The sequence below is a fragment of the Streptomyces sp. NPDC046859 genome (assembly GCF_040645135.1).
Classification (GTDB): Bacteria; Actinomycetota; Actinomycetes; order Streptomycetales; family Streptomycetaceae; genus Streptomyces.
Genome location: NZ_JBEYXR010000003.1, coordinates 404,271 through 426,398 on the forward strand (window position 1 = coordinate 404,271; position 22,128 = coordinate 426,398).

Consider the following 22,128-nt stretch of genomic DNA (forward strand, 5'->3'; position numbering starts at 1 on the left):
CCGGGCGCACGGGGCATCACAGGGATACGCCCCGGACCGCGAGTCCGACGAGGCCCGCGGCACCCGGACGATCCGGGGTGGCGGGTCCGTGACCGTGGATCCGCCGGGGGCGCGCATCCCGTCTCGCCGGCCGCACGAGCGTCGTTCACCCCCCCCAACACACACAACACCATCCGTCGCACCCATCACGAGGAGCCGCCTGATGTCCGACTTCGTACCCGGGCTCGAGGGAGTCGTCGCGTTCGAGACGGAGATCGCCGAACCCGACAAGGAGGGCGGCGCGCTCAGGTACCGCGGCGTCGACATCGAGGACCTGGTCGGTCACGTCTCGTTCGGCAACGTCTGGGGGCTGCTCGTCGACGGTGCGTTCCGTCCCGGGCTGCCGCCGGCCGAGCCCTTCCCGATCCCCGTGCACTCCGGGGACATCCGCGTCGACGTGCAGTCCGCGCTCGCCATGCTGGCACCCGTGTGGGGCCTGAAACCGCTCCTGGACATCGACGAGGAGCAGGCCCGCGACGACCTCGCCCGGGCGGCCGTCATGGCCCTGTCCTACGTGGCCCAGTCCGCGCGCGGCCAGGGCCTGCCCATGGTGCCGCAGAGCGAGATCGACAAGGCGCAGTCCGTCGTCGAGCGCTTCATGATCCGCTGGCGCGGCGAACCCGACCCCAAGCACGTGGCCGCCGTCGACGCCTACTGGACGTCCGCCGCCGAGCACGGCATGAACGCCTCCACCTTCACGGCCCGCGTCATCGCCTCCACCGGCGCGGACGTGGCCGCGGCCCTCTCCGGTGCCGTGGGCGCCATGTCCGGTCCGCTGCACGGCGGGGCACCCTCCCGGGTGCTGCACATGATCGAGGAGATCGAGCGCACCGGGGACGCCGAGGCGTACGTGAAGCAGACCCTCGACCGGGGCGAGCGCCTGATGGGCTTCGGGCACCGCGTCTACCGCGCCGAGGACCCCCGAGCCCGGGTGCTGCGCCGCACCGCGCGGGAGCTCGGCGCGCCCCGCTTCGAGGTCGCCGAGGCCCTGGAGAAGGCGGCCCTGGCGGAACTGCACAGCCGCCGCCCGGACCGGGTGCTGGCCACCAACGTCGAGTTCTGGGCGGCCATCGTGCTGGACTTCGCCCAGGTCCCGGCCCACATGTTCACGTCGATGTTCTCGTGCGCCCGTACGGCGGGCTGGTCCGCGCACATCCTGGAGCAGAAGCGCACCGGCCGCCTCGTGCGCCCCTCCGCGCGCTACGTGGGCCCGGGCCCGCGCAACCCGCGCGAGGTCGAGGGCTACGCCGCCATCGCGCACTGACCGCCCGGCCGGCGGGCGGCCCCGCCCCCGCCGGCCACCCCGCGCGGGCGGCGCACGCGGCGTCGGTGATCCACTGCGCCAGTATGCTGGGGCGGCTGCGGCACCCCCAGTCATCGCCCTTCCCGACAGGGCGAGTTGTGGCCGCGGCGACCCACACGTCCCCCGGCATGAGGATGGGAACAGGTGCTGATAGCGGGCCGCTACCGGCTGATCGAGTCGATCGGACGCGGGGGCATGGGGGAGGTCTGGCGGGCCTACGACGAGACCCTGGACCGGCAGGTGGCCGTCAAGCTGCTGCTGCCCCAGGACTCCGACCCGACCGCCGCCTCCCGGTTTCGGCTGGAGGCCCGGACCGCGTCCCGGATCGACCACCCCCACGTGGTGGGCGTCCGGGACTTCGGCGAGCACGACAACCAGCTCTACCTCGTGATGGAGCTCGTCGAGGGCGACAGCCTCGCCCGGGTGCTCACGCAGTCCGGCGCCCAGCCCGCCGACCGCGTGGCCCGGATGGCCGCCCAGGCCGCCGCCGGACTCGCCGCCGCGCACCGGCAGGGCATCGTCCACCGGGACATCAAGCCCGGCAATCTGCTGCTGGACTCCGACGGCGCCCTCAAGATCGGCGACTTCGGCATCGCCCGCTTCCTCGACGACCCCGGCGCCGCGCTGACCGCCACCGGGCAGATCGTCGGCACCAGCCTCTACCTCGCCCCCGAGCGGGCGCTGGGCAAGGCCGCCGGACCCGCCTCCGACGTCTACGCGCTGGGCTGCGTGCTCTACCAGATGCTCACCGGGCGCCCGCCGTTCAACGCCGACACGGCCGTCGCCATCCTGCACCAGCACCTGGACGCCACACCCGTGCCGCCGCGCGAGCTGGGTGTCACCGGGCTGCCGCCCGCCTTCGAGAACTATCTGCTGGGCCTCCTCGCCAAGGACCCCGAGCACCGGCCGGGCGCCCAGCAGGCCGCCGACTGGTTCGCCGCCGGCGCCTGGCAGGGCCGCCCCGAGCCGCTCCCCGAGCCGGCCGCACAGCCCTCCCGCCCCGCATCGACCGCCCCGGTCCCCGCCCCCGTGTCCCGGCGGCGGGGCGCGACCGGCGGCCCGACCACGTACATGCTGCCCTCGGCCCAGGCGGCCCCCGAGCCGCGCCCCCGGGCCCAGGCCCCCGTGCGGTCGCGCGGGCGGGCCCGGAGCCGGTCCGCGTCCCCGTCCGGGTTCGGCGCCCGGCGCATCGCCGCCACGGCCGCGGGCGCGCTGCTGTTCGTGGCCGCGATGCTGCTCGGCATGACGTGGTTCGCGCCGGACGACACCGGGGATGCCGGGACGACGTCGGAGGCCCCGCCGACCACGGGCGCCTCGGACCCGGCCGCTCCGCCGTCCCCGGCCGCCGCGCAGGAGGACGACGAGGACGCGGACGACTGAGGCGCCGACGGCGCTCAGCCCAGGGCCTCGTCCAGCAGCCGGGACCACTGCGCCACCACCCGGGCCCGGCGGCCGGTGTCGTCGGTGAGCAGATTCGCCAGGCCCAGGCCGCGGGCCATGTCGAGCAGTCCCTGCACGGACTCCCGGACGCCGGGGCGCGACTCGTCGGCGTCCAGCAGCTCCACGGCGATGCGATGGGTCTCCCGGCCGACGCGGGCCTCCAGCTCGGTGACCCGGGGACGCAGCTGCTCCTCGTCGGACGCGGCGACCCACAGGTGCAGGGCCGCGCGGAACAGGGGGCCGGTGTAGAGGTCCACGAGGGCGGCGACGACCGTGTGCCGGTCGCCTGACGCGCCCTCGGGGAAGAGGGCGCGCAGGGCCGTGGAGCGCTCCTCGGCGACGTACTCGACGGCCGCCGTGAACAGGTCCTCGCGGGTCGGGAAGTGGTGCTGGGCCGCGCCCCGGGAGACGCCGGCCCGTTCGGCCACGACCGACACCGTGGAGCCCGCCCAGCCGTGCTCGGCCAGACAGGCCACGGCGGCCTCCAGGAGCCGCTGCCGGGTGACGCGGCTGCGGTCCTGCTTGGGCACGCGGTCCACCCGGTCGCCGGCCGTGCTCACACCACCCATTCCGGATCCCGTCTTTCGAGGAAGGCCGTCATCCCCTCACGGGCGTCGGAGGAGGAGAACAGCCGGGCCGAGAGCGCGGTCAGTCCGGCCGCGTCCCGGTCGAAGGTTTCCAGCACCTTAGCCGCGAGCAGCGCTTTCGTCTCGGCCAGGGCCTGGGGGGCGGCCCTGCGCAGGCCGTCCAGGACGGGTTCCAGGACGGTGTCCACGTCGTCGCCCTCGGCCGTCAGCAGGCCGACGCGGACCGCCTCCGGCGCCGTGAACCGCTCCCCGGTGAGGTAGTAGCGGGCGAGGGCGCGCGGGTCCGCCCGGGGCATCACCGGCAGCGAGATCACCGCCGGGGCCACCCCGATGCGGACCTCCGTGAACGCGAAGGTGGCCGTGCGGGCGGCGGCCGCGATGTCGCAGGCCGCGAGGAGCCCGAGGCCGCCGGCGCGGACGTGGCCGGTGACGCGGGCGACGACGGGTTTCGGCAGGGCGACGATCCCCCGCAGCAGCGCCACCAGCGCGTCCGGGTCCGGCGGGTCCCGCAGGTCGGCACCCGCGCAGAAGGTGTTCCCGGTGTGGGTGAGCACGACCGCGCGCACCTCGGCGTCCTTGCCGCACTCCGTCAGCGCCCCGGCCAGCTCGCCCACCAGGGCCGCCGACAGCGCGTTGCGGGTGTCCGGGGAGTCGAGGCTCAGGGTGTGCACACCGCGCGCGTGGGCGCGGCCGATCAGCGTCATGCGCTCTCCTTCGGCGTCCGCAGTTCGCGGCGCAGGATCTTGCCGGAGGCGGCCCGCGGGACGCCGTCGATGAAGGTGACCCGGCGGACCCGCTTGTAGGGGGCGACGCGTTCGGCGACGTACATCATGACCTCGCCCTCGGTCAGCTCCGGCGCGGACGGCTGGCGGACCACATAGGCGTGCGGGACCTCGTTGCCCTCGTCGTTGTAGCAGCCGATCACCGCGGCGTCCGCTATGCCGGGGTGGGTGAGCAGCAGGGCCTCCAGTTCGGCGGGGGCCACCTGGAAGCCCTTGTACTTGATGAGCTCCTTGACCCGGTCGACCACGAACAGCCAACCGTCGGCGTCGGCATGGCCCACATCGCCGGTGTGCAGCCAGCCGTCCTCGTCGATCATCGCGGCGGTGGCGTCCGGGCGGCCCAGGTAGCCCTTCATGACCTGGGGCCCGCGGATCAGGATCTCGCCGGACTCGCCGACGCCGAGGTCCTTGTCCGGGTCGTCGAGGGAGACGATGCGCATCTCGGTGCCGGCGATCAGCTTGCCGACGGTCCCCGGCGGCGCGTCGGCCATGGCGGCCAGCGGGACGACATGGGTGCCGGGCGACAGCTCGGTCATGCCGTACGCCTGGCCGACGGGCGGCAGGCCGAGCCGCTGGGAGCAGGCGGCGGCGAGCCTGGCGTCCAGGGGCGCGGCGGCGCTGACGATGTGCTCCAGCGACGACAGGTCGTACTCGGCGACCAGCGGGTGCTTGGCGAGGGCCAGCACGATGGGCGGGGCCACGTACAGGCCGGTGATGCGGTGGTTCTGGATGGCCGCGAGGAACGTCTCCAGGTCGAAGCGGGGCAGTACGACGACCGTGGCGCCGACCCGCAGGGGTGCGTTCATCAGCGCGGTGAGGCCGTAGATGTGGAAGAACGGCAGCACGGCGAGGATGCGGTCGCCGGGCCCGGCCGGCATGGAGGGTTCGAGCTGGGCGAGGTTGGTGGCGATCTGCCGGTGGGTGAGCATCACGCCCTTGGGGATGCCGGTGGTGCCGGAGGAGTAGGGCAGGGCCGCGACGTCCTCCACCGGGTCGATGGCGACCCGCGGCTCGGGGGCGGTGGACCCCAGCATGTCGATCAGCGACCGGTGTCCGGGCGCGCTGTCGCACACGAGGATCTCCTGGACGCCGCCCGCGAGTTCGGCGGCCCGGCGTGCCGTCTCCAGCAGCGGCGACACGGTGACGATCCACCGGGCCGCGCAGTCCTTGAGCTGCTTGGCGAACTCCTCGGGGGTGGCGAGCGGGTGCACCGTGGTGACGGAGGCACCCGCGCGCGTGGCCGCGTAGAACGCGGTGGGGAAGGCGACCGTGTTCGGGCTGTGCAGGGCGAGCACGTCGCCCTTGCGCACGCCCGCCTCGGCCAGACCGGCGGCGACCCGCCGGTGGAAGCGGTCGAGCTGTTCGTAGCTGAGGGTGGTGCCGTCGGTGCCGTCGATGAGCGCGGGGGCGTCCCCGAACTCGGCGGCCCGGCCCAGCACCGCCTCGTGGATGGGGAGTTCTACGGGCGGGACGTCTGCGTACTCGCTGCGGAACACGGTTCCTCCTCGCGACACGGTGCCGGTCGGCTGCCGTTCAGTACGACTTGGGCAGACCCAGGGTCTGGTGGGAGACGTAGTTGAGAATCATCTCCCGGCTCACCGGGGCGATACGAGACACGCGCGCGGCCGTTATCAGCGACGCGAGCCCGAACTCGCGCGTGAGACCGTTGCCGCCGAGGGTGTGCACGGCCTGGTCGACGGCCTTCACACACGCCTCCCCGGCCGCGTACTTCGCCATGTTGGCCGCCTCGCCCGCGCCCGCGTCGTCCCCGGCGTCGTACAGGTACGCCGCCTTCTGCATCATCAGACGGGCCAGCTCCAGATCGATGTGCGCCTGCGCGAGGGGATGCGCGATGGCCTGGTGGGCCCCGATGGGCGTCTTCCAGACCGTGCGGTCGCGGGCGTACTCGATGGCGCGGGCCAGCGCGAAGCGGCCCATGCCGATCCCGAACGCGGCCGTCATGATGCGTTCGGGGTTGAGGCCGGCGAACAGCTGGAGCAGGCCCGCGTCGTCGTCGCCGACGAGCGCGTCGGCGGGCAGCCGCACGTCGTCCAGGGTCAGCTCGAACTGCTTCTCCACGGCACTGAGTTCCATGTCGATCTGGCGCCGCCCGAAGCCCCCGGTGTCGCGCGGGACGATGAACAGGCACGGCTTGAGCTTGCCGGTGCGGGCGTCCTCGGTGCGGCCGACGATGAGGGTCGCGTCGGTGATGTCGACGCCGGAGACGAACACCTTGCGCCCGTTGAGGATCCAGTCCCCCGAGTCCGGGTCGCGGCGGGCGGTGGTGGTGATGCGGTGGCTGTTGGACCCGGCGTCCGGCTCGGTGATGCCGAAGGCCATGGTGAGGGAGCCGTCGGCGAGGCCGGGCAGCCAGTGCCGCTTCTGCTCCTCGGTGCCGAAGCGGGCGATGACCGTGCCGCAGATCGCCGGGGAGACGACCATCATCAGCAGCGGGCAGCCCGCGGCGCCCAGTTCCTCCAGGACGATGGAGAGTTCGGAGATGCCGCCGCCTCCGCCGCCGTACTCCTCGGGCAGGTTGACGCCGAGGTAGCCGAGCTTGGCCGCCTCCGCCCAGAGGGCCTCCCGGTCGTACCCGCGGCCGTGGCGTCTGCCCAGGGCGGCCACGGCCGCCCGCAGGGCCTTGTGCTCGTCGGTCTCGATCGTGGCCATGTGACTCCTTCGTCGTGGCTGGCCGTGCGGTTCGGCAGTCGGAGAGCGTCAGGCGGAGGGCTGGACCACCGCCAGGAGGGCGCCGACGGACACCTGGTCTCCGGGGGCGGCGTGCAGGGCGGTGAGCGTGCCCGCGCTCGGTGCGGTGATCCGGTGCTCCATCTTCATCGCCTCCAGCCAGAGCAGCGGCTGGCCGGCCTCCACGGCCGAGCCCTCCGCCAGGCCGTCCGCGACGCGGACGACCGTCCCCGGCATGGGGGCCACCAGGGACCCCGGCGCGAGCTGTGCCGTGGGGTCGGGGAAGCGGGGCAGCGCGGTGAGACGGGTGCCGTTCACGTGCACCTCGTCGCCGTACCGCGCCACCTGGAAGGTGTGCTGTACGCCGTCGGCCTCGAGGACGACCCGGTGCGCGTCCGCGTGCAGGACGCGCACCCCGTCGGCCTCCAGGCCGGTGCGGGTGTGCCGGTAGCGGACCTCGTGCTCCTCGTCCCCGACGGCGTACCGCTTGACCTGCGGCTGGGAGGGGACGTTGCGGAAGCCGCCGAAGCGGGAGCGGCCGTGCGCGTCGGCGAGGGCGGCGGCCAGCGGGGCGTACGGGTCGGGGGCGGGCGTGGTCAGGCCGGCCAGGTGGCGGTCGTAGAAGCCGGTGTCCATACGGGCCCGCGCGAACTCCTCGTGGCGCAGGGAGCGGACGAGGAGGTCGCGGTTGGTGACGGGGCCGTGGATCACCGCGCGCTCCAGCGCCGCGGCCAGCTTGCGGACGGCTTCGGCGCGGGTGGGGGCGTGGGCGATCACCTTGGCGAGCATCGGGTCGTAGTGGACGCCGATGTCGTCGCCGCCGGTGAAGCCGGTGTCCAGGCGGACGGCGCCGGGGACGGCGAGGCGGTGCAGGCGCCCGGTCTGCGGCGCCCAGTCGCGGGCCGGGTCCTCGGCGTACAGGCGGGCCTCGACGGCGTGCCCGCGCGCGGGCGGCGGCTCGGGGTCCAGAGCGTGGCCCTCGGCGATCCGCAGCTGCTCCGCGACCAGGTCGACGCCGAACACCTCCTCGGTCACCGGGTGTTCGACCTGGAGTCGGGTGTTCATCTCCAGGAAGTGCGCGGTGTCGCCGGCGACCAGGAACTCGACGGTGCCGGCGCCCACGTAGTCGACGGCACGGGCGGCCCGGACCGCGAGCGCGTGCAGCTCGGCCGTGAGGGCGGCGGGCAGCCCGGGCGCCGGGGACTCCTCGACGACCTTCTGGTGGCGGCGCTGCAGCGAGCAGTCCCGGGTGCCCAGCGGCCACACCGTGCCGTGGGTGTCGGCGAGGATCTGCACCTCCACGTGGCGGCCCCGCTCGACGTACGGCTCGACGAACACCTCGCCGTCGCCGAAGGCGCTCGCGGCCTCCGCCCGGGCGCCGGCGAGCGCCGCGTCGAGCTCGTCCAGGCGGCGCACGATCCGCATCCCGCGCCCGCCGCCGCCCGCGGCGGCCTTCACCAGGACGGGCAGGTCGGCCTCGGTGACCTCGCCGAGCGGGGCGAGGCCCATCAGTTCCTTGGCCCGGGTCTTGGACGCCATCGCCTCGATGGCCTCGGGCGGCGGGCCGATCCAGACCAGGCCCGCGTCGAGGACGGCGCGCGCGAAGCCGGCGTTCTCGGAGAGGAACCCGTAGCCGGGGTGCACGGCGTCCGCGCCGGCGGTCAGCGCCGCCTTCACGATCAGGGCGCCGTCCAGGTACGTCTCGGAGGGCGCCGCCCCGGGCAGCCGTACGGCCGTGTCGGCCTCGCGGGTGTGCAGGGCGTTCGCGTCGGCGTCCGAGTACACGGCGACCGTGCGGACGCCCAGGTCGCGGCAGGTGCGGAAGACGCGGCAGGCGATTTCGCCCCGGTTGGCGACGAGGACAGAAGTGATCACTGGTGGTTCCCTCACATCCGGAAGACGCCGAAGCCGCCGCGCGCGCCCTCGTAGGGGGCGGTGTGGACGGCGGACAGGCACAGGCCGAGGACGGTGCGGGTGTCGCGGGGGTCGATGACGCCGTCGTCGTACAGCCGCCCGGACAGGAACATCGGCAGCGACTCCGACTCGATCTGCTGCTCCACCATGGCCCGCAGCGCGGCGTCCGCCTCGTCGTCGTACGGCTGCCCCTTCGCCGCCGCCGACTGCCGGGCGACGATGGAGAGCACCCCGGCGAGCTGCTGGGGTCCCATCACCGCCGACTTGGCGCTCGGCCAGGCGAACAGGAAGCGCGGGTCGTAGGCCCGGCCGCACATGCCGTAGTGCCCGGCGCCGTAGGAGGCGCCCATGAGGACGGACAGGTGCGGGACGCGGCTGTTGCTGACCGCGTTGATCATCATGGCGCCGTGCTTGATGATGCCGCCCTGCTCGTACTCCCTGCCGACCATGTAGCCGGTGGTGTTGTGCAGGAACAGCAGCGGGATGTCGCGCTGGTTGGCCAGCTGGATGAACTGGGCGGCCTTCTGCGACTCCTCGCTGAACAGGACGCCCTGCGCATTGGCGAGGACGCCGACGGGATAGCCGTGCAGGCTCGCCCACCCGGTGGTGAGGCTGGTGCCGTACAGGGGCTTGAACTCGTCGAAGTCGGAGCCGTCGACGATCCGGGCGATGACCTCGCGCGGGTCGAAGGGGGTCTTCAGATCGCCGGGGACGATGCCGAGGAGTTCCTCCGGGTCGTACTCGGGCGGCTCGGCCGGTCCCGGATCCGGGTACGCCTTGCGGTGGTTGAGCCGGGCGACCACGCGGCGCGCCCGGCGCAGGGCGTCCGGCTCGTCGGCGGCGAAGTGGTCGGCGAGGCCCGACACGCGCGCGTGCATCTCGGCACCGCCCAGCGACTCGTCGTCGCTCTCCTCGCCGGTCGCCATCTTCACCAGCGGCGGGCCGCCCAGGAACACCTTGGCGCGCTCCTTGACCATGATCACGTGGTCGGACATGCCGGGCACATAGGCGCCGCCCGCCGTCGAGTTGCCGAAGACGACGGCGACGGTGGGGATGCCGGCCGCCGACAGCCGGGTCAGGTCCCGGAAGATGGCGCCCCCGGGGATGAAGATCTCCTTCTGGGAGGGCAGGTCGGCGCCGCCGGACTCCACGAGGTTGATCACGGGCAGCCGGTTGGCGAGGGCGATGTCGTTGGCGCGCAGCGCCTTCTTCAGCGACCACGGGTTGCTGGCCCCGCCGCGCACGGTCGGGTCGTTGGCGGTGATCAGGCACTCGACGCCCTCGACCACCCCGATGCCGGTGACCAGGGAGGCGCCGACGGTGTGGTCGCTGCCCCAGGCGGCCAGCGGGGACAGCTCCAGGAAGGGGGTGTCCGGGTCGAGCAGCAGCTCGACGCGTTCGCGGGCGAGCAGCTTGCCGCGCCCCCGGTGCCGCTGTACGTATTTCTCGCCGCCGCCCGCGAGGGCCTTGGCGTGCTCGGCGTCGAGTTCGGCCAGCTTGGCGAGCATGGCCTCGCGGTTGGCCCGGTGGTCGGGGCTCGTGGGGTCCAGGGCGGTGGGCAGGACGGTCACAGCAGACTCTCCGGGATGTCGAGGTGGCGGCTGCGCAGCCATTCACCGAGGCCCTTGGCCTGCGGGTCGAAGCGGTGCTGGGCGGCGACGCCCTCGCCGAGGATGCCCTCGACGGCGAAGTTCAGGGCGCGCAGGTGCGGCAGGACGTGCCGGGTCACCGCCAGCTCGCGGCTCTCCGAGATCAGCTCCCGGAACCGGTCCACGGTGAGCGCGTGCGCGAGCCAGCGCCAGGCGTCGTCGGTGCGGGCCCAGACGCCGACGTTGGCGTCCCCTCCCTTGTCCCCGCTGCGGGCACCCGCGACGAGGCCGAGCGGGGCGCGCCGGGTGGGCCCGGCCGGCAGGGGGGCCGGCGGCGAAGGCTCTGGGACGGCGTCGAGCACGGCCGTCTCCTGGGGCGGAGGCACGCTGATCCGACGTCCGTCCTGGAGGACGGCCACATGGTCGACGGCACCATGGGGGACGTACACAGCCTCGAAGACCCCGTAGGGGGTGCCCTTTCCCGGGGGCGCGAGCACATGGAAACCGGGGTAGCTGGCGAGCGCCAGCTCGATGGCCGCCCCGCTGAGCGCCCGTCCGACGTTCTCCTGGGACGGGTCCCGCACGACCAGCCGGAGCAGGGCGCTCGCCGTCTCCTGCGTCGGCGCGTCGGGCCGGTCGGTGCGGACCAGGTCCCACCGCACCTCGGCGGGCCGGGACTTGGCGAGCGCGTCGTCCATCTGCCGCCGTACGAGCGCCGCCTTGGCCTCGACGTCCAGTCCGGTGAGCACGAAGACGACCTCGTTGCGGAAGCCCCCGAGCCGGTTCACGCCGACCTTCAGGTCGGGGGGCGGGGCCTCGCCGCGCACCCCGTCGATCCGCACCCGGTCGGGGCCGTCCTGGGTGAGCCGTACGGTGTCCAGCCGGGCGGTGACGTCGGGCCCCGGGTAGCGGGCGCCCGCCGTCTCGTAGAGCAGCTGGGCGGTGACCGTGCCGACGTCGACGAGGCCGCCGGTGCCGGGGTGCTTGGTGACGACGCAGCTTCCGTCCTGGTGCAGTTCGGCGAGGGGGAAGCCGGGGCGGGTCGCGGCGGCCGCGTCGAAGAACGCGTAGTTGCCGCCGGTCGCCTGCGCCCCGCACTCCAGGACGTGCCCGGCGACGACGGCGCCCGCGAGCCGGTCGTGGTCGCCGGGCTGCCAGCCGAAGTGGGCGGCGGCGGGCCCGGTCACCAGGGCCGCGTCCGTCACCCGGCCGGTGACGACGACGTCCGCGCCCTCCCGCAGGCACGCGGCGATCCCGAAGCCGCCGAGGTAGGCGTGGGCGGCGAGCGCGCCGGGGTGGCGGGCGGCCAGGTCGTCGCCCTCGACGTGGGCGACGCGCACGGGGACGCCGAGCCGGTCCGCGAGGGCCCGTACGGCGTCGGCGAGCCCGGCCGGGTTGAGCCCGCCCGCGTTGGCGACGATCCGCACGCCCCGTTCGTGCGCGAGGCCGAGGCACTCCTCCAGCTGGCGCAGGAAGGTGCGGGCGTAGCCGGCGCCGGGGTCCTTCAGCCGGTCGCGGCCGAGGATGAGCATGGTCAGCTCGGCGAGGTAGTCACCGGTGAGGACGTCCAGCTCACCGCCGGTCAGCATCTCGCGCATCGCGTCGAAGCGGTCGCCGTAGAAGCCGGAGGCGTTGCCGATCCGCAGCGGCCGGGCGGCCGCCGTCACCGGGGCTCCCCCTTCGGGCCGCGTCCGGCGCCGGGCGGGCCCGCGAAGACCTGCGCGATGTCGAACCAGCGGTCGGCGTCGGGGCCTTCGGCGCGCAGGTCCAGGTCGGAGCGGTGGGCGCGCTGGGTGACCAGGCGGCAGAAGTCGACGGCGGACCCGGTGACGCGCTGGTCGGCGTCCTCGGGGCCGTAGGTCCACAGGTCGCCGGACGGGGCGGTCAGTTCGATCCGGAACGGCTCGAAGGGCACGGGCAGTCCATGGACGCCGAAGGCGAAGTCACGGGTGCGCACCCCGATCCACACCACATGCCGGAGCCGGTCGGTGGGTGGGCGCACCACACCGAGGGCGTCGGCGATGTCCAGTCCGTGGGCCCAGGTCTCCATGAGCCGGGCTGTGGCCATGGAGGGTGCCGACATGGGCGGGCCGTACCAGGGGAATTTCGCTCCCCGGGGTGCCGCGCGCAACGCCTTGTCCAGGGCGGCCCTGCCGTCCCGCCAGCGCGCGAGCAGCTCGGCGGGCGGCAGCGCGGCCCCCTCCTCGGCACCGTCGTCGACGAAGGAGCCCGGCGACACCAGCGCCTTCTCCACCAGGGCGTGGAAGGCGTCCGTGTCGGTCGCGGCCAGCAGCGCCGAGTGGTCCGTCCAGGCCAGGTGCGCGATCTGGTGGGCGACGCTCCAGCCGGGCGCCGGCGTGGCGAGCGCCCACTGCTCGGGACTCAACTCGGCCACCAGCCGGTCGAGTTCCTCGCTCTCCTCGCGCAGGTCGTCGAACACGGGCGTCGGATCGGACACGGGACGCTCCCCTCGGGGCACGGCGGTGTGCGGCGTGCTGAGGAGCATGGCAGCGCGAAAGAAAACAAGCAAGCACGCTTGCATAATTGCGGTCGTTCGGTGCACGACCCGGGCTGAGGGCCATGCGGACGCTGTGTGCTCAACACACTCGGCGATCGCGCCCATCGCGGCGCCAACGCGCATATCGGGGGACGAACCATGAGCAACCGGAACCCGGGCGGACAGCCGCCCCAGCCCTACGTGCCGCCGCAGCCCCAGCCGCCCCACCCGGCGCCGCCGCCCGGCGGGCCGATCACCCGGCTGCGGCGGCGGATCGGCCCCATCCACACCGCGCGCCGGGTCTTCACCCCGTCACGGCCGGGCATCGTCTCGGACCCGGAGGTGGCGCGGATGCGGAAGATCAGGACCCTGGTCGGCGTGGGCGCGTTCCTGTGGATGTCCTCCACCTACAAACTCGCCCCCACGCTCGGCGACGCGGCGGACGAGCAGGTCGACCAGTCGTGGACCAGCGCCCTCGTGCTGGCGGCGACCCTCCCGGTCGTCGTCGGCATCCTGTACGGCCTGGCCGCTCCGGCGGCGCGACGGGACCTGCTGCGCCGGGCCGGGCGGTGCTTCGGCGCGATCGTGGCCATGATGGCGGCGGCCTCCGTCTTCCCGGCCGTCGTGCTCTCGGGGTTCTACGAGGGCAGCCCGCTCGGGGAGGGCCCGCTGACGGCGACGAAGATCTTCCAGCTTGCGGCCACCCTCTTCGTCCTGTTCTGGGTGCTGCCGTTCGTCGTCTGGGGCGTGGGACTCGCCGTCCAGCACGTCTTCCGCACCGCGGACATCCACGAGACGGTGCCGCCGCTGCTGATCATGGCGATGGCGTGGGAGATGGCGCTGATCGACGTGCTCACCGGTGCCCACGCGGGCGTGCCGGCGCTGATCCGGTACGTGTTCATCCTGGGTGCCCCGGTCTCCGTCACGGCGGTGGGCCTGTGGGAGCTGCGCCGGCTGCGCGTGCGCCACGGGCTGGGGATGCGGGGACTCCTGATGCGCTAGGAAAGCGCCTCCGAGGACGTACCGGGGGGTGCGGACCTCGTCTTCCTCCTCCGGCCCACCTGCGTCCGCACCGCCCCCATGCTCGCCGCGATGACGAGCGCGATGGCGAGCGCCTGCGTGGTGGACAGGGCCTGGTCGAGGACGAGGAACCCGGCGGTCGCGGCGATCGCCGGCTCCAGGCTCATCAGGATCGCGAAGGTGCCCGCGGGCAGGCGGCGCAGGGCGAGGAGTTCGAGCGTGTACGGCAGGACCGAGGAGAGCATCGCCACGGCCGCGCCCAGCCCGATCGTCACCGGATCGGCCAGCTTGGCGCCCGATTCGGCCAGGCCCAGGGGCAGGAACAGCACCGCCCCCACCGCCATCGCCAGCGCGAGCCCGTCGGCCTGCGGGAAGCGCCGGCCGGTACGGGCGCTGAAGACGATGTAGGCCGCCCACATGGCGCCCGCGCCCAGGGCGAAGACCACACCGAGCGGGTCGAGGCTGCTGAAGCCGCCGCCGCCGAGCAGGAAGACACCGGCGAGGGCCAGTCCCGCCCACACGAGATTGAGGGCGCGCCGTGAGCTCAGCACGGACAGGGCGAGCGGGCCGAGCACCTCCAGGGTGACGGCCGGGCCGAGCGGGATGCGGGCGACCGACTGGTAGAAGAGGCCGTTCATCGCGGCCATGGTGACGCCGAAGACGACCACCGTGCCCCAGTCGGTCCGGGAGTGGCCGCGCAGCCGGGGCCGGCAGACCAGCAGCAGGACGACGGCCGCGACCAGCAGCCGCAGCGCCACCACGCCGAGCGCGCCGGCACGCGGCATCAGGCTCACCGCGAGGGCGCCGCCGAACTGGACCGAGATGCCGCCGGCGAGCACCAGGCCCACCGGGCCGAGGGAGCCCCGGCGGCCGGGGGTGCCGGCGGCCGGTGCGGAGGGGGCCGGGGCGCCGACGTGCGCGGCGGCGGCTTCGGGGATGCTCACGGGCGTTCCAGGGCTCGGCGAGGGTTGCGTTCATCGTGCTGTACTACCAAGTCCAGAGTAGTGGACTCGGTCAGGCGTGTGAACCCGTCATGCCACTGTCCCAGAGTATGGACGGCGGAGCCGCCCCCGCCCTACCTGCGGGCCATGTACAGATGCAGGGCCCGGTGCAGCAGCCGGTTCACCGGGAGGTCCCACTCGCCCAGGTACTCGACGGCCTCACCGCCCGCGCCCACCTTGAACCGCAGCAGGCCCAGCAGGTGGTCGGACTCCTCCAGGGTGTCGGTGATGCCCCGGAAGTCGTAGACGGCGGCACCCGCCGCGTGCGCGTCGGCGATCATGTGCCACTGCATGGCGTGGTTCGGCTGGACCTCGCGCCGGCGGCTGGTGGAGGCGCCGTAGGAGTACCAGACGTGCTCGCCGACGGTGAGCATCGTGGCGGCGGCGAGCACGTCGCCGTCGTGGTGGGCGAGGTAGAGCCGCATCCGGTCCGGGTCCTCGGCGGTGAGCGCGGTCCACATGCGCTCGAAGTACGGCAGCGGACGTGCGACGAACCGGTCGCGCTCGGCGGTCTCCCGGTACAGCTCGTGGAAGACGGGCAGGTCCTCGCGGCCGCCCCGCACGATCTTGACGCCCGCCTTCTCGGCCTTCTTGATGTTGCGCCGCCACTGCTGGTTGAGCCCCTGTCGGACGTCGTCCAGCGACCGCCCGGCCAGCGGCACCTGGCAGACGTACCGGGGCTGGCCCGCGGCGAAGCCCTCCTCGCCCGCCCGCTCGGACCGCCGCCATCCGGCGGCCCGCAGCCGCTCCTCGACCCCGGCGGCGCGCGGGTCGTACGCCGTGGGCTCCACGTCGCGCAGCCGGTGCGCGGCGGGGTCGGCGATGGCCGCCTTCACCGTGTCGGGGCTCCACCGGCGCGCGACGACGGGCGGGCCCATCCGCACCGAGAAGGCCCCCTTGCGCCGCAGGTGCGCGACCATCGGCTCCAGCCACCGCTCGGCCAGGTCGGGCGCGTGCCAGTCGATGAGCGGCCCCTCCGGCAGATAGGCCAGGTACTTCCTCAGGCGGGGCAGCGGGCGGTACAGCACGAGGCCCGCACCCAGCAGCCGCCCCTCCTCGTCGAACCACCCCAGGCTCTCCGCCGTCCAGTCCGGCTTCACCTCGCCCCAGGACGGGACCTGGGTGTGGCTGGCGGAGCGGCGGGCCGCGACGAACGCCAGGTGCTCGTCGCGCGTGATGGGCCGGAGGAGGAGGGGCATGGGGGCTCCTGTCGCTGACCGGACGGACGGTCCGGGAGGGGCCGCGGCCGGGGCGGCGTTCCACTGATCGTCAGCCTAGGCGCGCCCCGCTCCCCCCTCATCTCCTGCGGGTCCATCCGATCCCGGACGGCCCCGTCCCGCCGTCTCCAGCGCGTCCGCGAGGACCTCGGCCAGGTGCCGGCCCCGCACGCCCGCGAGCTGCGCCAGCTGGGTCCGGCAGGAGTAGCCGTCCGCCAGGACCACGGCGCCCTCCCCGGCGTCCCGCACGGCGGGCAGCAGCTGCTCCTCCGCGCATGCCACGGACACGTCGTAGTGCCCCTTCTCGAACCCGAAGTTCCCCGCGAGGCCGCAGCAGCCGCCGCTCAGCTCGCCCGTCAGCCCTGCCGCCTCCCGCAGCCGCCGGTCGGGTCCGTCGCCGAGGACGGCGTGCTGGTGGCAGTGGGTCTGCCCGACCGCCGGCCGCCCGATCCGGGGCGGCGCCCAGCCGGGCGCGTACCGCTCCAGGGCCTCGGCGAAGGTCAGGACGCGGTCGGCGAGCCGCCGGGCGCGCGGGTCGTCGTGCAGCAGCTCGGGCAGGTCCGAGCGCAGCGACGCGGCACAGCTGGGCTCCAGGACCACCACGGGCGTGTCCCGCTCCAGCAGCGGCTCCATCAGGTCCAGCGTGCGCCGCAGCACCGCGCGGGCCCGGTCGAGCTGACCGGTGGAGACGTACGTCAGCCCGCAGCAGACACGCCGCCGGCCGCGCAGCACGGACAGCGGGTCCATCGCCACCTGCGTCCCTTCGCCCCGCCCGGACGGGGTCATGCGCACCGTCGGCGGCAGCGCGACCCGCAGTCCGGCCGCCTCCAGCACCCGGACGGCCGCCTGCCCGACGGACGGCGACAGATGCTCGGTGAAGGTGTCCGGCCACAGCACGACCCGCTCCCCGCCCGCCGGGGCCGCGGGCCTCTCCCTCGTCTCCCACCAGCGGCTGAAGGTCCGGGTCGCGAGTGGCGGGAGCCGCCGCTCGGGCGCGATCCCGCCGAGCCGTTTCGCCAGCCGGGCCAGCGGCCGGACGGCGGCGAGGGCGTTGACCAGGGCCGCCGCCCGCGTACGGTCCACCAGGCGCAGCCACCGGGGCAGCCGGCCCATGCTGTGGTGAGCGGCGGGCCGGCGCCGGCCCGCGTAGTGGTGGTGCAGGAACTCCGCCTTGTACGTGGCCATGTCCACGCCCACCGGGCAGTCGGAGCGGCACCCCTTGCAGGCCAGGCACAGGTCCAGCGCGTCACGCACCTCGTCCGAGCGCCACCCGTCGGTCACCAGTTCCCCGGCGAGCATCTCGTGCAGCAGCCGGGCACGCCCGCGCGTGGAGTGCTCCTCGGCTCCGGTCACCCGGAACGACGGGCACATCACGGCGGACCCGGACACCGACGTCGTACGGCACTTGGCGACTCCGACGCAGCGCCGTACGGCCGCCGCGAAGTCACCGCCGTCCGCCGGGTAGCCGAAGGCGACGTCCACCGGCTCACGGGGCAGGACCGCGAAGCGCAGGTTCGTGTCGAGCGGCGCCGGGCGCACCAGCATCCCCGGGTTGAGCAGGCCGTCCGGGTCCCACACGCCCTTGGCGCGCTCGAAGAGACGGACCATCTCCTCCCCGTACATCCTCGGCAGCAGCTCGGCCCGCGCCTGCCCGTCGCCGTGCTCCCCGGACAGCGAGCCGCCGTGCGCCACGACCAGGGCGGCCAGTTCCTCGGAGAAGCGCCGGAAGCGGCCGACGCCCCGCTCGGTGAGCAGGTCGAAGTCGATCCGGACGTGGATGCAGCCGTCCCCGAAGTGCCCGTACGGCGCCCCGCGCAGCCCATGCGCGGCCAGCAGCGCCCGGAACTCCCGCAGATACGCGCCGAGCCGGCGCGGCGGCACCGCGCAGTCCTCCCAGCCGGGCCACGCCTCCGTGCCGTCCGGCATCCGCGTCGCCGTGCCGCTCGCGTCCTCCCGCAGGCGCCACAGGGCCCGCTGCCCGGCCGGGTCGGTGACGACGGCCGCGTCGGCCACGTCGGCGGCGCGCACGACCGCCTCCGCCCGGGCGCGTGCCTCGCCCGCCGACTCCCCGCCCGTCTCCACGAACAGCCACGCGCCGCCGCGGGGCAGCGCGGCCGACGCCGGCACGAGGTCGGCGGCCATGCCCTCCACGGTGAGCGGCCCCAGCGGCAGCAGCCCGGCCGCCGCCTCGGCGGCGGCGCTCTCGTCGGCGTACGCCAGCACCGCGAGCGCCCGCGCGCGGGGCGCCGGAACGAGCTGGACGACCGCCTCGGTGAGCACGCCGAGCGTGCCCTCGCTGCCGCAGAACGAGCGGGCCACGTCGGCGCCGTTCTCGGGCAGCAGCGCGTCCAGCGCGTACCCGGAGATCCGGCGGGGCAGCTCGGGGAAACCGGTCCGCAGCCGCGCCAGGTCGCCCTCCACCAGGGCCCGCAGCCCCTCCGGCGCACCCGCCCACTCCCGGCTCAGGCGCAGCCGGTCGCCGCGCGCCGTGAGCACGTCCAGCTCGCGCACGCTGTCGGCGGTCGTCCCCCACGCCACGGAGTGGGATCCGCAGGAGTTGTTGCCGATCATGCCGCCGAGAGTGCAGCGGCTGTGCGTGGCCGGGTCGGGCCCGAAGCGCAGGCCGTGCGGGGCGGCGGCCTCCTGGAGCCGGTCGAGGACGAGTCCGGGCTGCACGACGGCGGTGCGCGTCCCCGGGTCCAGGGACACCAGCCGGTCCATGTGCCGGGTGAAGTCCAGGACGACACCGGTGCCGGTGGCCTGACCGGCGATGGACGTGCCCCCGCCGCGCGCCACCACCGGCACCCCGTGCTCCCGGCACACCGCCAGCGCGGCGGCGACGTCGTCGGCGTCCCGGGGGGCCACCACCCCCAGCGGGACACGCCGGTAGTTGGACGCGTCCATCGTCGTCAGCGCACGGGACGTGACGTCGAACCCGACCTCGCCCCGGACGGCCGCGCGCAGTTCCGTCTCCAGTTCCGCCATGCGTCCACTCAACCAGCCCGGTGACGGCGGGCGCCCGCGCGGGGCCGGGACCGCGCCGTCTCACCGGACGGACGAGGTTTCACCCGGGTTTCCTCCACCGGCTACCCTCCGTGTCGTGGCTGAGATCCAGATTCCCGCTGACATCAAGCCCGCCGACGGACGTTTCGGCGCTGGCCCCTCCAAGGTGCGGACGGAAGCGCTGGACGCGCTGGCCGCCACCGGTACCTCCCTCATGGGCACCTCCCACCGCCAGGCCCCGGTGAAGAACCTGGTCGGCCAGGTGCGCGAGGGCATCAAGGAGCTGTTCTCCCTGCCCGACGGGTACGAGGTGATCCTCGGCAACGGCGGCTCCACCGCGTTCTGGGACATCGCGACGCACGGCCTGATCGAGAACAGGTCGCAGCACCTCACGTTCGGCGAGTTCTCCTCCAAGTTCGCCAAGGCCGCGAAGCTCGCCCCCTGGCTGGCCGACCCGGACGTCGTCTCCACGGACCCGGGCACCCACCCCGAGCCGGTCGCGGCGGCGGGCGTCGACGTCTACGCCTTCACCCACAACGAGACCTCCACCGGTGTCGCCATGCCGATCAAGCGCGTGGCCGGCGCCGACGAGGGCGCGCTGGTCCTGGTCGACGCCACCTCCGGCGCCGGCGGCCTGCCCGTCGACATCGCCGAGACGGACGTCTACTACTTCGCCCCGCAGAAGTCCTTCGCCTCCGACGGCGGCCTGTGGATCGGCGTCTTCTCCCCGGCCGCGATCGAGCGCGCCGAGCGCGTCCACGCCGGCGGCCGCCACATCCCGGAGTTCTTCTCGCTGCCCACGGCGATCGACAACTCCCGCAAGAACCAGACGTACAACACCCCGGCCCTCGCCACCCTCTTCCTGCTGAACCAGCAGCTGGAGTGGATCAACGGCCAGGGCGGCCTGGACTGGGCGGTCCGCCGCACCGCCACCTCCGCCCGCACCCTGTACGGCTGGGCCGAGGACATCAAGTACGCCAACCCGTTCGTCACCGACCCGGCCAAGCGCTCGCAGGTCATCGGCACGATCGACTTCACGGACGAGGTGGACGCCGCCGCCGTCGCCAAGGTGCTGCGCGCCAACGGCATCGTCGACACCGAGCCGTACCGCAAGCTCGGCCGCAACCAGCTGCGGGTGGCGATGTTCCCGGCGATCGACCCGGCGGACGTCGAGGCGCTGACGAAGTGCGTCGACTACGTCATCGAGAAGCTCTGACCTTCCCGCGTACGTGACGAAGGGGGCGCCCGGCGAGTGTCGCCGGACGCCCCCTGTCGTTGTGTCGGTCGATCAGCGGGCGGAGCCCAGGATCGCGCTCAGGGTGCCGGTGCCGGCCGCCTTCCGCGCCGCGGGCTGCGGCGTCGGGTCGGGGAGCTTGTCGCACACCGCGTCGACCGTGCCCTTGCCGTGCGGGACCCTGCCGTTGGTGAGGTACGTCGCGAGGTGCTTGTCGAGGCAGGCGTTGCCGCTCAGCGTGATGCCGTGGTTGCCGCCGCCCTGCTCCACCACCAGGCTGGAGCCCTTCAGCAGCCGGTGCATGGTCACGCCGCCCTGGTAGGGCGTGGCCGCGTCGTCCGTCGCCTGGAACAGCAGCACCGGCGGGAGCTTGCTGTTGGCGACGTTGACCGGCTTCAGCGTCTTCGTCGGCCAGAACGCGCACGGCGCGTTGTACCAGGCGTTGTTCCACGCCATGAACGGGGCCTTCTCGTACACCGCCCAGTTGTCCTTGCGCCACTGCTTCCAGTCGCGCGGCCAGGAGGCGTCACGGCACTGCACGGCGGTGTACACGCTGTAGCCGTTGTCACCGGAGGCGTCGATCGCCGCGATGTTGTCGTAGGCCTTGACCAGCGCCGCCGTGTCGTGGTTGTTGACGTACGCCGCGAACGTCCGGGCGAGCGTGGGCCAGTAGGCGTTGTTGTAGCCGCCCGGTATGAAGATGTCCTCCAGCTCGGAGGCACCCACCTTGCCGCCGGCCGGCTTCTTGGCCACGGCCGCGCGCATGGCGTACCACTTGGCCTCGATCCTCTTCGGGTTCGTGCCGAGCTTGTACGTGGAGTCGTACTTGGCGATCCACGCCATGAAGGCCTTGTGGCGCTTGTCGAAGGCGTAGTCCTGCTGGATGTTGTCGTCGTACCAGACACCGGTCGGGTCGACGATCGAGTCCAGCACCAGGCGCCGCACCCGCTCGGGGAACAGCTTGGCGTAGACGGAGCCGAGGTAGGTGCCGTACGAGTAGCCGAAGTAGTTGATCTTCGACGCGCCGAGGCCCTTGCGGATCGAGTCCATGTCCTTCACGGCGCTGACCGTGTCGATGTACGGCAGGACGTCCGCGTACTTCGTGCCGCAGGCCTTGGCGAAGGCCTTGGCGCGCGCCAGGTTGGCCTTCTCCAGCGCCGGGGTGCTCGGCACGGAGTCGGGGCGCACCGGGTCGAAGTGGCCCGGCTTGCAGTCCAGGGCGGGCTCGCTCTCGCCCACTCCGCGCGGGTCGAAGCCGATGACGTCGTACTGGGCGGCGACCTCCTTCGGCAGGGAGGACGCGACGAACTCGGCCAGCGACAGGCCGCTGCCACCGGGACCGCCGGGGTTGACGAGCAGCGGGCCCTGGGACTTGGACGCGGTGTGCGGCACACGGGAGACGGCCAGCGTGATCTGGCGCCCGCGCGGCTTCGCGTAGTCGAGCGGCACCTCGACCGTCCCGCACTGGAGCGTGGGGGTGTCGTCCGTCCCGCACTTCTTCCAGGCGACCTTGGCGACGGCGGTCGACAGGGCCGTGCTCGCGGAGTGTGGCGAGCTGGCGTTGGCGGGAACGGCGGTGAGTGTCCCGGCCAGGACGACCGTGGCGCCGCACAGTACGGCTGCGCTTCTTCTCATGGAGTTCTCTCGCAACGGTGTCGGGGTCAGACCCACGAGTGACGCGGGCCGTGCCGCATCGTCGCGGAAGACCGCACCGCGTATGTACGCATTCGAGCAAGACTTGACCAAACCGAGGCACAGCCCGCTCTCAGAAACCCCACGGAAAACGGGAGTTACGGCAATTCCGGACACCCGGC

16 protein-coding genes are annotated in these 22,128 nt (G+C 73.8%); 4 read left to right on the forward strand and 12 right to left on the reverse strand.

Annotation, left to right across the window (positions count from 1 at the left end; translation table 11 throughout):
• The first annotated feature begins 202 nt into the window (after positions 1–202).
• Together ABZ899_RS06255 and ABZ899_RS06260 are read left to right on the forward strand one after the other, a co-directional pair.
• The gene (locus ABZ899_RS06255) at positions 203–1,303 is read left to right on the forward strand and encodes a citrate synthase 2 (RefSeq protein WP_361341432.1); all 1,101 of its coding nucleotides are present in this window, start codon (positions 203–205) and stop codon (positions 1,301–1,303) included.
• A 183-nt stretch (positions 1,304–1,486) separates the two neighbouring features.
• A complete protein-coding gene (locus tag ABZ899_RS06260; RefSeq protein WP_361341434.1) occupies positions 1,487–2,722 on the forward strand; it encodes a protein kinase in 1,236 nt (411 codons plus the stop codon).
• Between the two features lie 14 nt (positions 2,723–2,736).
• On the opposite strand, the gene ABZ899_RS06265 is transcribed toward ABZ899_RS06260, so the two are convergent.
• From ABZ899_RS06265 to ABZ899_RS06300, 8 genes are read right to left on the reverse strand one after another with little or no spacing between them, the layout of a single operon-like run.
• A complete protein-coding gene (locus ABZ899_RS06265; RefSeq protein WP_361341436.1) occupies positions 2,737–3,351 on the reverse strand; it encodes a TetR/AcrR family transcriptional regulator in 615 nt (204 codons plus the stop codon).
• A complete protein-coding gene (locus ABZ899_RS06270; protein WP_361341439.1) occupies positions 3,339–4,073 on the reverse strand; it encodes an enoyl-CoA hydratase family protein in 735 nt (244 codons plus the stop codon). The genes ABZ899_RS06265 and ABZ899_RS06270 overlap by 13 nt, the downstream gene beginning before the upstream one ends.
• Positions 4,070–5,647 (reverse strand): 4-coumarate--CoA ligase family protein, encoded by a 1,578-nt coding sequence (locus ABZ899_RS06275; protein WP_361341441.1) that lies wholly within the window; start codon positions 5,645–5,647, stop codon positions 4,070–4,072. Before ABZ899_RS06275 ends, ABZ899_RS06270 begins: the two co-directional genes overlap by 4 nt.
• Before the next feature lie 37 nt (positions 5,648–5,684).
• Positions 5,685–6,821 (reverse strand): acyl-CoA dehydrogenase family protein, encoded by a 1,137-nt coding sequence (locus ABZ899_RS06280; RefSeq protein WP_361341442.1) that lies wholly within the window; start codon positions 6,819–6,821, stop codon positions 5,685–5,687.
• Positions 6,822–6,869: 48 nt separating this feature from the next.
• Positions 6,870–8,714 carry a biotin carboxylase N-terminal domain-containing protein gene (locus ABZ899_RS06285; RefSeq protein WP_361341444.1) on the reverse strand — a complete coding sequence of 615 codons (1,845 nt, stop codon included), beginning with the start codon at positions 8,712–8,714 and terminating at the stop codon, positions 6,870–6,872.
• Between the two features lie 11 nt (positions 8,715–8,725).
• The gene (locus ABZ899_RS06290) at positions 8,726–10,324 is read right to left on the reverse strand and encodes a carboxyl transferase domain-containing protein (protein WP_361341445.1); all 1,599 of its coding nucleotides are present in this window, start codon (positions 10,322–10,324) and stop codon (positions 8,726–8,728) included.
• Entirely contained in the window at positions 10,321–12,009 is a 1,689-nt protein-coding gene (locus ABZ899_RS06295; protein ID WP_361341448.1) for an acyclic terpene utilization AtuA family protein, read from the reverse strand. The genes ABZ899_RS06290 and ABZ899_RS06295 overlap by 4 nt, the downstream gene beginning before the upstream one ends.
• Positions 12,006–12,800, reverse strand: a complete 795-nt coding sequence (locus ABZ899_RS06300) for a TIGR03084 family metal-binding protein (protein ID WP_361341451.1) — start codon at positions 12,798–12,800, stop codon at positions 12,006–12,008. Before ABZ899_RS06300 ends, ABZ899_RS06295 begins: the two co-directional genes overlap by 4 nt.
• Before the next feature lie 198 nt (positions 12,801–12,998).
• On the opposite strand from ABZ899_RS06300, the gene ABZ899_RS06305 reads away from it, so the two are divergent.
• Positions 12,999–13,841: a hypothetical protein gene (locus ABZ899_RS06305; protein ID WP_361341454.1), complete on the forward strand. Its 843-nt coding sequence runs from the start codon at positions 12,999–13,001 to the stop codon at positions 13,839–13,841.
• Here ABZ899_RS06305 and ABZ899_RS06310 read toward each other — a convergent pair.
• The 3 genes from ABZ899_RS06310 to ABZ899_RS06320 form a co-directional block, all read right to left on the reverse strand.
• A complete protein-coding gene (locus tag ABZ899_RS06310) occupies positions 13,838–14,803 on the reverse strand; it encodes an EamA family transporter (RefSeq protein ID WP_361341456.1) in 966 nt (321 codons plus the stop codon). The genes ABZ899_RS06305 and ABZ899_RS06310 overlap by 4 nt on opposite strands.
• A 131-nt stretch (positions 14,804–14,934) precedes the next feature.
• A complete protein-coding gene (locus ABZ899_RS06315; protein WP_361341457.1) occupies positions 14,935–16,059 on the reverse strand; it encodes a peptidoglycan bridge formation glycyltransferase FemA/FemB family protein in 1,125 nt (374 codons plus the stop codon).
• Positions 16,060–16,134: 75 nt separating this feature from the next.
• Positions 16,135–19,062 carry an FAD-binding and (Fe-S)-binding domain-containing protein gene (locus ABZ899_RS06320; RefSeq protein WP_361341460.1) on the reverse strand — a complete coding sequence of 976 codons (2,928 nt, stop codon included), beginning with the start codon at positions 19,060–19,062 and terminating at the stop codon, positions 16,135–16,137.
• 115 nt (positions 19,063–19,177) lie between these two features.
• Between ABZ899_RS06320 and serC the strand changes: the two genes are divergently transcribed.
• Positions 19,178–20,296 carry a phosphoserine transaminase gene (serC, locus tag ABZ899_RS06325; protein ID WP_361341463.1) on the forward strand — a complete coding sequence of 373 codons (1,119 nt, stop codon included), beginning with the start codon at positions 19,178–19,180 and terminating at the stop codon, positions 20,294–20,296.
• A 72-nt stretch (positions 20,297–20,368) separates the two neighbouring features.
• Here the strand turns inward: serC and ABZ899_RS06330 are convergent, their stop codons facing one another.
• The gene (locus ABZ899_RS06330; protein ID WP_361341465.1) at positions 20,369–21,949 is read right to left on the reverse strand and encodes an alpha/beta hydrolase; all 1,581 of its coding nucleotides are present in this window, start codon (positions 21,947–21,949) and stop codon (positions 20,369–20,371) included.
• Positions 21,950–22,128 lie beyond the last annotated feature (179 nt).